Source organism: Methylobacterium sp. 2A (assembly GCF_009806555.1).
In the GTDB taxonomy this organism is placed as follows: domain Bacteria; phylum Pseudomonadota; class Alphaproteobacteria; order Rhizobiales; family Beijerinckiaceae; genus Methylobacterium.
On the sequence record NZ_VUOK01000048.1, the window covers coordinates 169,788 to 182,561 of the forward strand.

Below are 12,774 nucleotides of genomic sequence, written 5' to 3' on the forward strand. Positions count from 1 at the left end.
CCGTCCGGTCATCCCGTGGTGCCACGGCCTCGGTCGTCAGGGGCCTGCCCCTGGGTGGGCGCGCCCGTCCCGACAGTTCTCGACGGCTCCGCGGCGGCCGCCACCGGATCTCCGTAGAACGGCCTGAACCGGACATGGTGCGCCAGCCCCGCAGGGCGGTAGGGCGCGGCCCCGTCGCACTGGACCACCGACGCGAGGCGGAAGCGCTCGTCGACGCTCGGGTGCACCGTGGCGTCGGGCCTGATGTCCCGGTCCATGGCCTCCCAGGTCTTGCCCTGCGCCCAGCGTCGCACCCAGCCCGGAACCCACGAGGCCGAAACGCGGGCCGCGATGGCATCCCGCATGCCGGCCACCTCGCAGTGCTGCACGCCGGTGGCGGACGGGTGCAGGCGCAGCCGCGGGATCCGCATCACCTCGACCGGGTGGCGTAGGTCGGCGACGGCCGGCATCCCGTCCACCTTGAGGCCGTCCGGGACGCCGACGGCCTGCTCCAGCATCCACCGGAGCGCGATGTCGGACAGACGGGACTCGGTCTCCTCGTAGCTGCCGCCGATGTCCGAGTGGTTGCCGGCGAACCAGAACTGCCGGAACTGGTCCGGCGCGCCCGGCGCCCGCGGCGGGCAAGCCTCGGTGGGGCCCCACCTCACGCGGTCGAAGTCCTTGCGCCGCTCGTCGATGGCGATGGCCGCGCGGGCGTAGCCGACCTGGGCACTGAGGAGGCGGTCGAAGTTCTCGCCCTTCCACTCCGCCACGTGGCTCTTCGATTGGCCGGGCCCGGGCCAATCCGCGATGGTCTTGGTCCTCGCGGCGACGATCCGGCGTCGAATCGCGAGGGCGGCCCCGGCCGACGCGGCGACGAGAACGCCCGCGGTGATCAGGTCCGCCTTCCAGAAGGAGCCGTCGAACAGGTAGGAAACGCCCCCGACCAGGGCGGCGGTCACCGCGATGGCGATGCCGAGGGGGATGACCGCCGCGGCCACGAGCCCGGCCTTGATCAGCGTGCGCTTCGGGCCCGCGACGCCGAGCGCCGCGACCGTGTCGAAGGTCCCGATGAAGTACGGCTCGACATTGGACTTGCCGCCGCCGTCGGGGTGGTCCGAGCCGTACCGCGCCCGGAACCGGCGGGCGAGCTCGTGCCGCTCCGCGTCGAAGTCCGCGCGCGGGTGGCCGGCGCCGTGCTCCAGCACCGTCTCGACCGCTTCGCGCGCGATGTCCCGCGTCATCTTGCGGAAGCGCAGCAGCGGGCCGGCGGCGCCCCGCGCGGGCACCCCGCAGTACATCAGGAGGTTGGCCACGCACCGGACCGTGTAGGCCCCGCGGCTGAAGCCGATCAGGTAGATGCGGTCGCCCGGCTCGTAGTGGTCGATGAGGAAGCGGTAGCAGTCGGCGATGTTCGTGGTGATGCCGCGCCCCGAGAGGGAGGCGGCCATCTTCTGCACGAACCGCACCGGCGCCGTCAGGGCCGTGGCGCCGATGTCGGTGCCCAGCCCCGGGTCGTAGAAGGCGACCTGCTCCGCCGGGTCGATGCCGCTCTCGGGCCCGACCTTGCAGACCCGGTACATCTTGTAGACGTTGCTGACGCGCTGCTCGGGGCGGACGCCGCCGTCCTGCCCGGTGCCGTCGGAGAAGACCACGATATTCTTGGGCATCCGCCTGCCTCCAGAACGCCGGAGCCCGGGATGGGCGACGGCCGCATCGGCGTCCTGGGCAGCGATGCCGCCCGGGACGGGGTTTCAGATTTCGGGACGCGCCCGGGCGGCCTCAGACGACCGGGCACGGGGCATACGGCTCGACCTCGTCGGCCAGGAAGCTCCGCCGGATCTCGCGCCCGGCGCCCTCGACGAGGACCCGGGCCATGGCCGGCAGCTCCGCCTTCGCACGCAGGTAGTCGTCCAGCGCGATGGGGTTTGTGCTCTCCGGCGCGTCGATGCGCGTCAGCCGGTCACGACCGATGAGCAGACCCGCCTGCCCGAGGGCGTTGTGCGACTGCGCCTTCATGGCCGCCTGGATGACGCCGCGCCACTGGATCATGCCGCCGGAGGTCTTGTTGGCGTCGACCTTGAACGCGGTCTCCCCACAGCCGAGGCTGAGCACCTGGATCTGGCCGCGGTCGATATCGAAGCAGGCGAGCGCGTCGACCACCGCGTTCATCGTCGGGTTGTTCGACCACAGGCCGCCATCGACCATCACGTAGCCGTTGTTCGACAGGGCCTCGAAGTAGGTCGGGGCGGCCGCGGTGCTCAGGGCGACCCTGACCATGCGCTCGGAGCGGTCCTTCCGGTACGCGGGGTGGTGGGGCGTCTTGAAGACGAACGGCTCGCCGTGAAACCCCTCGAAGGCGGGGATGCAGAGCCGGGTCCGGGCCTCGCCGAAGGTGGTCTCCCCGAAGATCCGCAGCAGCTCGTCTTCGAGAGGCTTGCGCTCGTAGACGTAGCGGTAGCGCTGCCGCACGAACCGGGTGAGGCGCTCGATCCGCGACGGGGGCGGGAAGATGTTGCCGCCGCGCTCGACGTAGACATCGCGGATCTCGCGCGCCGTCAGGCCGTGGGCGAGCGCGAGGGCGATGATGCCGCCGGTCGAGGTCCCGGCGATCATGTCGAAGTGCCGGGCGACCGAGCGCCCTTCGAGGAAGCGGCCCTCAAGCTCGGCGAGCACCGCGGCCGGGAGGATGCCGCAGATGCCGCCCCCGTCGACGGAGAGGATCCGGAAGGGCCGGTCCTTGGGCCACGGCAGGGGCTGCCTGCGGTCCTGCTGGGTGCCGTCGGAGCGGCGCGGGGGAACGTAGCTCATCGTCCGGCTTCCTTGGCGGCAGGGGGTTCGGCATGCCGGCCGCCCCCGGACCACCGTCCGGTCGCGCGCCAGCCCTCGTAGCAACCGAGCCAGTCGAGGGCCCAGGGGATGGTCGTCTCGGCGATCAGGCGGAACGGGGTCCACTCGCCGGTCTCGTGGTCGAACAGGCAGAGGACCGGGTCGCCGGCCCGATCGACGTAGACGTGGGGCAGCGGGCCCTCGCCATCCCCCGGGCGGCGCCGGAGGGCCGGCGAGATCACCCGGACCTCGGGTTGCTGCCGCAGGGGGGCGATGCGCTCGACGACGAGGGGGACCCGGTACGAGACCCGCACCTCGTAGGCGAGCATGAAAGGCTTGAGCGTGCCGAGCCAAGTCGCCGTCCGCTCGGAGCGCTCGACGAGCCGGAACGATGGCCAGGAGGCCCGGATGGCCCGGTCCTGGTCGGCGATGGAGGGGAAGACGCTTACCACCGGCGCCCCCCGCGGAAGGTGTGGGCGCTCGCCCGGGCCGGCGCCGCGGCGGCCGCGCCGCCGACGCCGACCAGCGCCGGACGGCTCGGGACGTAGAGGCCGCCCCTGGGCGTGTAGGCGTGGAGACCCGTTTGGACCGCCCGGCCGGTCCGGTCGTTGAAGCGGCGGACCGAGGTCGAGACGACGTGGCTGCCGAAGCGCTCCCGCAGCCAGTCCTGGATGTCCTCCAGGCTCGAACCGTGCTGCTTGATCCACGCGAGGCCGTCGGCGAGGTCCGTGAGCTTGGCGGCGTACGCGTCCTGCTGGGCGAGGTTCTCCGGCCAGCGGTCGGTGAAGCAGTCCTCCAGGTGGACGGGGTTGACGACCTTGATGCGCTGACGCCGGGCGCTGGCCGCTCGCAAGGCGCTCGCCACCGTGCGTGCGAGGCGGATCACCATGTCGGTGAGCGGCAGGCCCGGCTGCGAGGCCTGCCCCGCGAAGCAGGAGAGCATCACCGAGGGCGGGATGCGCCCGGTGGCGCCGGCGTAGGCCACGTTGCGGTGGCGCTTGAGCAGTTGCAGGGCGACGGTCGCCACCGCCTTCACGATGATGGGCACCTGGTCGAGGATCTCGTCGACCTCGGCGTCCGCCCGCACCTCCATGCCGTAGGCCTCGTGCAGCCGCTTGTTGAAGGCGGCCGCGAACCGGCGCTCCAGCGGCGTGCGCGCCCGGTACCATTCGGCGAAGCCGTAGGCGTTCATCGGCACGTGGAAGTGCTCCGACGCGGGCTTGTCCGGGTGGGCGTGGAAGATGTGGCTGACCCGTTCCGCGCCGTGTCCCAGCCGCACCGCCGGGGTCACGTCGACGTGCATCCGGTCGGCATAGCGCACGGTCACGCACCGGGTCTGGCGCTCGACCTTCTGGCCGGTCGGGTACCCCTCCAGCGAGCGGTACAGCAGGTCGAGCACCTCGTCCGGATCGGCATGCGGATCGAGGTCGAGCGCCGCGACGATGTCGAGGTCGTACTCGTCGTCCGTACCACGCGTCGACGTCGTCGCGTCGATGGCCATGCTGCCCTGCGGGTAGAAGCGCAGGATGCGCCCGTTCAACGGGGTGCCGGGGCGTTCCGCGAACTCGCGGATGGCCTCGTAGCGCCCCCCCGCCTTCGCGTGCAGGCCCGGCGGCAGCTGCACCGAGATGGCGATGTCGGCCATGACCGCATCGAGCGCGCTGGCGAAGGGGTCGATGTCGGGGGGCTGTCGGAAGTGGTTCATGAATTCGCTCCTTGGCTGGACGCTCGTCAAGGTTGAAAACCCCTGCGTCCGTGGCATCCTGCCGAGGTATGCCGGCCAAGCTCGCGTCTCAGAATTTGGCCGGCGCGGATTCTGAAAATCGCGGGCGGGGGGCATAGGGGATGTCGGTCGGACGTTTGGCCGGGCGGCCGGCTGCGGAGGCGAGCCGGGGGCGAACGGGTGGGCGATGACCTCAGCCCGGAGGAATTCGGGGCGGCCTACCGCGGCCTGTCGCGCGACGACCGCAAGAAACTGGTCGTCGTCGCGAAGCGGTTATGCGGGGGCACTGCGCTCAACCCGGGCGACCTCCTGAACGAGGCGATCTGTCGGACCCTGCTCGGCACGAGGCAGTGCGGCCGGGAGCTGAACGTCGTCGCCTACCTCGTGGGCGTGATGCGCAGCCTCGTCTCGCACGAGCGGGAGAAGCAGAAGCGGTCGGTTGCGACCGACGACGCGGAGGAGGTCGACGCCCACATGCGCGCCCGGCTCGGCGAGAAGCCGAGGGCCGGTAGCGCGGAGGACGCCATCATCGACGCCCAGGAGAGGGCGAGGATCATCGCGGAGGTGTTCGAGATGTTCCGGGACCAGCCGGAGGAGCTCGCGGTGCTCGAAGCCCTCAGGGACGAGCTCGCCGGCAAGGCGCTGAGGGAGCGCACCGGGCTGGCACAGGGTGATCTCGACTACGCGAAGAAGCGCATCAGGAAGGCGCTCTCCCTCCGCTACCCGAAAGGATGGAGATCATGAACCGAGACATGACCAAGGACGAGAGGTTCCTGGATGCCCTGGATGACCTCTACATCGAGGGGATCCTGGCGGCCTCTCCCGAGGAGCTCAAGGCGGAGCTGCTCGCCATCGGAGAGGACCCGGACACACTCGTCGCCATCGCGGACGCCGCTTTCGAGCGTGCCCACGCCGCCTGCGCCGCCGACGCGTGCCCTGCCCCAACCGCTGCCGCACCGGTTGCGTCGACGGCCGAAGCCGGGATCGACCCCTTCGCCGTACGGGCCGACGGAGGATTGCGCGGCGTGGCGCGCAGCTTCGGCTGCAACCTGAACTTCCTCGGGCGGCTCAAGGACCGGCTCATCCGCGTCGAGGATCTGAGCGCCGGGTTCCTGGCACGTCTGGCCGAGGCGCTCGGGACCGGCGCGGACGAGCTTGCCCGCTTCCTCGCGGGGCCGGCGCGGGTGCCCGTGGCCGCGCGGTTCAAGTCGGACGGCAAGCCGGAGGCCGTCGAGAAGCAATCGCTGGCCGAGGCCATCGAGAGTTCGGGGCTGAGCGACGAGCAGAAGCGGTACCTGGCATCGCTTTAGAGGGACATCGCCGCCGTGGACGCGTTCGAGGTTGTCAGGTCGAGGGCGGCAGAGGTCCACGCGGCGGCGGTCGAGGGGGGCGCCGATCCGCTTCGCCCCCTTGATCTCGTGGTCGCGGCCATCGATGCCCACGAGATCGATCTCAGCTGGCTGCGCCCCGGCGATGCCTACCTTCGCGGCGGGCGCGGCCTCTACGACCCGAGCCTCCCGGCCATTGCCTGCGAGGATCGCGGGGACCCGACGGCCAAGGCGTTGCTCGCGGGGCACGAGCTGGGGCACGCCGTCCTGCACGATCCCGACGAGGTCATCGTCGACGGCGACATCGACCCGAGCCGCGCGGTGGAGGCCGCCGCCACGGGCGTGGAGAAGGTCGAGGGTTACGGCCGGCGCGAGCGCCGGGAGCTGCAGGCCGACCTGTTCGCCCGCGAGTTGGTCCTGCCGCGGGCCTTGGCGCGACGCCTCTTCCTGGAGGACGGGCACGGCGCCACCGACATCGTCCGCCTCACCGGGCTTCCCCACGCCCTCGTCGCCCAGCAGTTGGCCGATTGCCTGCTGCTGCCGGAACACCGGCCGCGCGCCGAGCCCGGTGCCGTGGCCGGACCTCCGCTCGACGACAGCCAGCGGGCCGCCGCCTTCCACGAGGGTACTCCGTTCCTCCTGCAGGCGGGGCCCGGTACTGGGAAGACGCGCACGCTGGTCAGCCGCATCGAACGGCTCCTCGACCGGGGCGCGACGGCATCCGAGATCCTCGTCCTCACCTTCTCGAACAAGGCGGCGGGCGAACTCGTCGAGCGGTTGACCGCCCGCCTGCCCGAGGCGGCCGCCGCTGCCTGGATCGGCACGTTCCACGGCTTCGGCCTCGACGTCCTGCGGCAGTTCCACGACCGCGAAGGGCTGCCCGACGACCCGCGGCTCGTGGACAAGGCCGACGCCGTCGGCATGCTCGAAGATCTCGTTCCGCGGCTGCCGCTCCATCACTTCCGGAACCTGCACGACCCCACGCTCGAACTGAGCGACATCCTCGCCGCGGTGTCGCGGGCGAAGGACGAACTCACCCTTCCGGACGCGTACATGGCCCTCGCCGAGCGGATGGCGGAACGGGCCGGCGACGACGGGGAGGCCCGGCTGCGCGCCGAGAAGGCCATCGAGGTCGCGGCGGTCTACTGCGTCTACGACGCCGAGATGCGGCGGCTCGGTCGGCTCGACTTCGGCGACCTCGTCATGCGGCCGACGCTCCTGCTGGAGCGGGACCGCGACGCCCTGGACATCCTGCGCGCCAAGCACCGCCACATCCTCGTCGACGAGTACCAGGACGTGAACCGGGCGAGCGTCAGGCTTCTCAAGGCGCTGGCGGGCGGAGGCGAGCGGCTCTGGGTCGTCGGCGACTCCCGCCAATCCATCTACCGGTTCCGGGGCGCCGCCTCGGCAAACATGACGGGCTTCGAGGCCGATTTCCCCGGGCGCCGGATCGGGCGCTTGACGGTGAACTACCGCTCGTCGGCAGAGATCGTGGCGACGTTCTCGGCCTTCGCGACCGACATGGCGGCCTCGCGCGGCGTCCTTCCGCTCGACCTCACCGCCCACGCGGGTGCCTCGCACGCGCACCCCGAGACGCGCACGGTCGAACGCCCGGAGGACGAGGCCGCCGCGGTCGCCGCCCGCATCCTCGAACTTCGGCAGGTCCACGGCGTGGACTTCCGGGATCAGGCCGTCCTGTGCCGAGGCAACGCCCGCCTGGCCGCGGTCGCGGCGGCGCTCGAACGGCGCGACGTTCCCGTGCTGTTTCTCGGCACCCTGTTCGAGCGGGACGAGATCCGCGACCTGCTCGCCGTCCTGGCGTTGCTGGTCGATCCCAAGGCCGGCACCCTGGCCCGGGTCGCGCGCATGCCACGGTACGCGATGCCGCTCGAAGATGTCGGCCGCCTCCAGCGCGTCCTCGCGCGGTGCGAGGAGCCGATGGCATGGGCGACGGAATCAGCGGTCCCGCTCGGCGCCGAGGCGGCGACGGCGCTGGCGAACCTCCGCGCCGACCTTGAGGGCCTAGGCGCGGCCAGCCACCCCTGGGAGGCGCTGTGCCGCCTGCTGTTCGACCACCGGTACCTGCTGCCCGATCCCCGCCCGCCGCTCCGAACCCGGGACCGGATGCGAATGGTGGCCCTCTGGCAGTTCCTCGCGTTCTGCCGCGAGCTGCCGCCGGGCCACGGGCTCCCGATCCAACGCCTGCTGGACCGCACGAGGCGGTTGGTCCTCCTGTCCGAGGAGCGGGATCTCCGCCAGATGCCCGCGGCCGCGGCCGCGATGGACGGGGTCAGCCTGATGACCGTCCACGCCAGCAAGGGCCTGGAGTTCGAGGCCGTGCATATCCCCGGCATGGTCGGCCAGGGATTTCCGAGCGGCGGCCGGACCCCGCGCTGCCCGCCCCCGGACGGGCTCGTCGCCGGCGCCGAGGGTCTGTCGGGCTTGGACGCGGTCCGGCGCGGTCATGCCGAGGAGGAGGAATGCCTCTTCTTCGTCGCGGCGTCCCGGGCACGGCGTCACCTCACCCTCCTCGCAGCGCGCCGCAAGGCGAACGGAAGCGGGCGCCCGCTCTCGCCCTTCCTCGACAAGGTCGCCGAGGTCGTGCGGGACGTGCCCGATCCGCCGCTGCACCTGCGCGAGGCGCCCGAGCCCGACCGTCACCGGATCGGCGTCGCGTGGGAGGGGCCGCCCTCCTTCACCGCCGAGCAGATCTCACTCTACGACCGGTGTCCCCGCCGCTTCTTTTACACGCACGTGCTGGGCGCGGCCGGCGGTCGCCGCTCGACCCCCTTCGTCAGGATGCACGACGTGGTGCACGAGGTACTGCGCTGGCTCAGGGAGGACGCGCGGAATTGGGGCCTCCCGCTTGAGGCGGTGCGGGCGCGCTTCGACGTGGTCTGGTCCGAGAAGGGACCGACCGAGGGATATTCCGAGGAGCTCCGACGGATGGGGTTCGAACTGGTGGAGGCGCTCATGCGAACCCGGGAAGGACATGTCCCCGGGCTGCGCGAGCCCGTCGCCATCGATCTCGGCGGCCTCGGCCTCGTCGTGTTGCCCGACGAGGTGCGCGGCGATGGGGCGGCCACGGTCTACCGAAGGGTGCGGACCGGCCGGCGGAGGAAGGAAGAGGAGGACGACCTCGTCTACGCCGCATATCTCATGGCGGCCGGCCTGCGCCACGGCCCGGGTGCGCGGGTCGAGGCCATCCACCTGAGCGGGGACGGCGTGATGGACATCCCGTTGACCCCGAGGAAGCGAACGAACCGCGAGCGCAAGCTGCGACTGATCGCGGAGGGCATCCTCGCGGGCGACTTCCCCCCGGAACCCGACGAGAGGACCTGCCCGCGGTGCCCGCACTACGTGACCTGCGGGCCCGTACCGGCGGGCATCCTCGCGGCTCACCGTCCCGATGGGGCGTAGCCGACGGCTGGACCAGGTCGTGACTACGCTGCGGACGATACCGTAGCCGACTGCGTCGGGCCCGGCTCAGGTGCCTGAGATGAAAATCGTGAGCCGTGGCGGTTATTTGACCGGTAAAGTGCCGACCGCACGCCACGACGTACCCGATCAGCCGTCATCTAAGCTGCGACACGGCGGCACCATTCGCCCGACCTTGAGGTGCCGGGCTCCGGTCCGGCTGCCGGCTCCGGGCCCGCGGGTCAGCCGCGCTTCGCCTAGTGCGCCGCCGGCACCCGGGCATGAGCCGTCGCCAGCCAGCTGCGCAGCGCGTCCGGGTCGACCCACCCCGCCTCCATGGCCGCAGCGGCCAGCATGACGAAGACCACGACCCAAACCACCGCCGTCGTTCGACCTTCGGCGCGCCGATAGGCAGCCATAGCCCCGGCGAGCGGGCCGTCGGCCAGTGCGTCATAATCGGCGTCGTCGAGAAAGCCGTAGAGCTTCGTGCGCCACGCCGACCTGGACGCCTCGACGACGCCGAGGAACCGGCGGTTCGTCGAGACCGACACGGCGTAGGAGATGCCGACATACGCCGCCACGACGGCGTACAGCCCGGCGAAGCCGGCTCCCCCGGCACCTCCGCCTTTCGCGGCGTCGATGGCGAGCCGGACCACGAGCGCGCCGATCGCCACGGCCACGTCCCTCCACACGGCCGCGGACAGGTCGCGGGACTGCTGGAGGAGCTTCTGTACCTCGTCCGACAGCGTCTTGCGCAGATCGGACAAGGCCTTCAACGTGTCCTTGCTGCCGGCGCGTAGGTGCGCCTTGTACAGAAGCCGGGCCGAGTCCAGGGCCGGCCCGACCCGCTTCGGCAGCCCCGCCCGGAAGCTCTCCCCCGCGGTCCACTCCCGCGACAGCTCGGCAGACAGGAAGGTATGCCGCACCTCGACGTCGGTGCCCTCCAGGTAAACCCAGGCCGCGGCGGCCTGCTGCGCATCGAACCCATCCGCGCCGAGACCACCGTCCCCCAGCGTGAGCTTGCGCGGCGGCTGGCCGGCGAGCATCGCCATGGGCGTGGCGCCGTCGCGGTAGAGCTCGTTCGGCAGCGACAGGGCGATCATCGTTCCGGCTGCCTCCCGCCACGCCGGGGCGGCGGGACCCTCGACCCTTGCGGCTCCGGCCACGTAGGGCTCGATCCGGGGAGGCGCCATCTGGTCGGGGGATTGGCTGCGGACGACCCGCCTAGGTCCGGCCTCCGGGCGGGGTTCCGGCACCGGGGCGACCGCCGGGGCGTCGACCCAAGGCTCGACGACGTGCCCGCGCGTGCGGAAGCCGTCGGCGGCCCTGATGAACGCTAGGCGCACTGCCGAAACGCGGCAGGCGCGGTCGGCATCGAGCAACAGGGATCGCCAACCCTCGGGCGTGAAAAGGTGCTCGGCTCCGTCGCGGCGCGCATAGGTCAGCGTCACGCGCACCCTGTCGCCGTCGGGTGCATCCCGCGGCGCCACGTGGTCGTCCGAGCCGTCGAGGCAGTCGAGCGTCAGCCACGGCGCGCCGGCATCGGCGACGGCCTGCCAAGCCGTCAGTGCCTCCCGCGACAGCATCCCGGCGACCGTCATCCGGCCGGCGTCCTCGTTGACGACGAAGCCCGGTGCAGACCGGCTCGCCTCAACGGCCGCGTGAACGGTTCTCAGTGTCGACATCGTCCCTTAGGACCCCCGCCGTCAGGATCTCGATCCTCTCCCGCCCGTCGGGCATCGTCGTCCGGGTCGGCCTGTGCGCCTCGTCGTAAAGCACCAGCACGCCCTCCTGGGTCTCCATCACGCGCTTACGAGGCTTCTGCACGCGCTCCGGATCGATCTCGAACGATTCCTCCGCGACGCCGCGGTCCCGCAGTTGGCGCTCCAGGGTCCCTCGGATCGACGCACCTTCCGGCAGCACGCCGAAGAGCGCCGTCAGCAGCGGCTCGCGATCTTCCGGGTCGTAGCGCTGGCCGCCCTGCCGCAGGACATCGTAAAGCCGGTTGACGCCGCCGGCCTGCACATCCGCGGGCAGATCGGGCTTATGGGTCTTGTAGGCGACCTTGACGGCCTCGACGAGCTTGCCGGACAGGTCGCCCGGCTCGTTCACGCGGCGCGCGTTCAGGAAGCCCTCGAAGTATTCCGAGATGTGCGTCCGCTTGCTGCGGTCGCGGACCATCACATGGCCGCCCGACCCCGGCGCCAGGCGAACAAGGGCGATCTTCTGCATGGCTTCCGGTTTCTTCACGAACGCCTCCTGGAGCCGTTCGAGGCGAGGCTGTGCGGCACCGAGCGAGTAGCGGACCACCTCGTCGTGGTCGTACTTGACCAGCGCGTAGACCGGGTCGTCCGTGCCGACCCCGAGCTCGAACACGAGGAACGCCCCGTTGCTCGTCCCGGAGCGGTGCCGGGTATGGAAGTCCCGGGCCAATGCCTGCGTCCCGGCTGTGAAGTCGCCGCCTCCCGCGATGCCGCGGAGCGCCGCCTCGACGCCGGAACCGACGCGAAACGCGAACAGGTTGCCGGTCAGGGCCGAGCGCACCCGCGCGAGGAAAAAGGCTGGCTCCTGAAGCGGGGTGATCTCCGGCAGGAGGGTTGGCTCGTCGAGGTCCTTGCCGACCACATGGAAGATCATCCGCCGGATCGACAATGCGTCCTTCTCCGCATCGGTCAGAAAAGCCATCTCGCTCCCTGGGGTCGCATCGTTCCTCTCACGACCGGTATAGCGAGGGCAGCCGGATCCCGCCCGCGGTCATTCAACCTCAGGATGGTTTTCAACCGGGACAATCGGCCCGACGTCTGTCTTGTTCTGCTTATGTTCTCATGATTGCCAGCGCGATGCAACCTCGCGGCGCGATGGCAGGCGGCGCTGCGAGAGAACTCGGCGCGATGCCGTGATCACCCGCGTCACGGTTCGTCCGCTAGGGTGGGAGCCGAAGCTAAGCTCTGGCAGCCATTTGGCAGGAAAAGCAGCGACCGTACGCCACCGGCGGCCCTATCGACCGCCACCTTCACCACGACCGGGCGCCACCATTGGCCCGACACGATTTCGCCTTACCCGGCGGCCGTTTCGCCGGGAAAGCCGTCATGTCGCGGGGAGGCCGAGCCGTCGCACTCACCGGGCACAACCGCCATTCCCGGACGATGCCATGAATTTGCTGCCCGGGTTATGGACGGGTCGGGGATGGCCGACAGAGAAGAGGTGGTTGTGACGCTGTCGACGGGCCTACGTCAGCTGACCCGGCTCGCCGAGCGGATGCGAGGGAAGGAGAGCCCGACGTCCCGTCGGCGCGGAGGCGAGGTCGGTGGCGTGCCGGAGGATAGGGGCGTGTGGCTGTCGGGCGCAGTTGCTGGGTGCTGAAGCGGTTTTCTATCGTCCTTCAATAACTTGCACCCATATGGTTCGATCTGCCGCCCGCTGAGATCCGATTTGGCGCCAACAGAGGTTCTATCTTCGGGTTCGGCGGCTTGCTCATCGATGCGCGCCTTGATGCGG

The 12,774-nt window shown here is 71.0% G+C and carries 9 protein-coding genes; 3 read left to right on the forward strand and 6 right to left on the reverse strand.

All coding sequences use genetic code 11. From position 1 onward, the window contains the following. Positions 1-8: 8 nt before the first annotated feature. The 4 genes from FVE89_RS22155 to FVE89_RS22170 all read right to left on the reverse strand — a co-directional run bounded on the left by FVE89_RS22155 (position 9) and on the right by FVE89_RS22170 (position 4,513). On the reverse strand, positions 9-1,649 hold the full coding sequence (locus tag FVE89_RS22155) for a DUF2235 domain-containing protein (protein WP_160536428.1): 1,641 nt from the start codon (positions 1,647-1,649) through the stop codon (positions 9-11). Between the two features lie 112 nt (positions 1,650-1,761). Then, positions 1,762-2,790, reverse strand: coding sequence for a CBASS cGAMP-activated phospholipase (locus tag FVE89_RS22160; protein ID WP_160536429.1), 1,029 nt, complete (start codon positions 2,788-2,790; stop codon positions 1,762-1,764). Next, positions 2,787-3,260 carry a hypothetical protein gene (locus tag FVE89_RS22165; protein WP_160536430.1) on the reverse strand — a complete coding sequence of 158 codons (474 nt, stop codon included), beginning with the start codon at positions 3,258-3,260 and terminating at the stop codon, positions 2,787-2,789. Before FVE89_RS22165 ends, FVE89_RS22160 begins: the two co-directional genes overlap by 4 nt. Beyond that, the gene (locus FVE89_RS22170; RefSeq protein ID WP_160536431.1) at positions 3,254-4,513 is read right to left on the reverse strand and encodes a nucleotidyltransferase; all 1,260 of its coding nucleotides are present in this window, start codon (positions 4,511-4,513) and stop codon (positions 3,254-3,256) included. Before FVE89_RS22170 ends, FVE89_RS22165 begins: the two co-directional genes overlap by 7 nt. 198 nt (positions 4,514-4,711) lie before the next feature. Between FVE89_RS22170 and FVE89_RS22175 the strand changes: the two genes are divergently transcribed. From FVE89_RS22175 to FVE89_RS22185, 3 genes are read left to right on the forward strand one after another with little or no spacing between them, the layout of a single operon-like run. Further along, a complete protein-coding gene (locus tag FVE89_RS22175; protein ID WP_160536432.1) occupies positions 4,712-5,275 on the forward strand; it encodes a hypothetical protein in 564 nt (187 codons plus the stop codon). 8 nt (positions 5,276-5,283) lie between these two features. Beyond that, a complete protein-coding gene (locus tag FVE89_RS22180; RefSeq protein WP_160536433.1) occupies positions 5,284-5,841 on the forward strand; it encodes a hypothetical protein in 558 nt (185 codons plus the stop codon). A gap of 15 nt (positions 5,842-5,856) precedes the next feature. Next, the gene (locus FVE89_RS22185) at positions 5,857-9,279 is read left to right on the forward strand and encodes an ATP-dependent helicase (protein WP_160536434.1); all 3,423 of its coding nucleotides are present in this window, start codon (positions 5,857-5,859) and stop codon (positions 9,277-9,279) included. Between the two features lie 254 nt (positions 9,280-9,533). On the opposite strand, the gene FVE89_RS22190 is transcribed toward FVE89_RS22185, so the two are convergent. Next, positions 9,534-10,961: a hypothetical protein gene (locus tag FVE89_RS22190; RefSeq protein WP_160536435.1), complete on the reverse strand. Its 1,428-nt coding sequence runs from the start codon at positions 10,959-10,961 to the stop codon at positions 9,534-9,536. Continuing rightward, positions 10,927-11,961, reverse strand: coding sequence for a nucleoid-associated protein (locus tag FVE89_RS22195; RefSeq protein ID WP_160536436.1), 1,035 nt, complete (start codon positions 11,959-11,961; stop codon positions 10,927-10,929). Before FVE89_RS22195 ends, FVE89_RS22190 begins: the two co-directional genes overlap by 35 nt. Between the last annotated feature and the right edge of the window lie 813 nt (positions 11,962-12,774).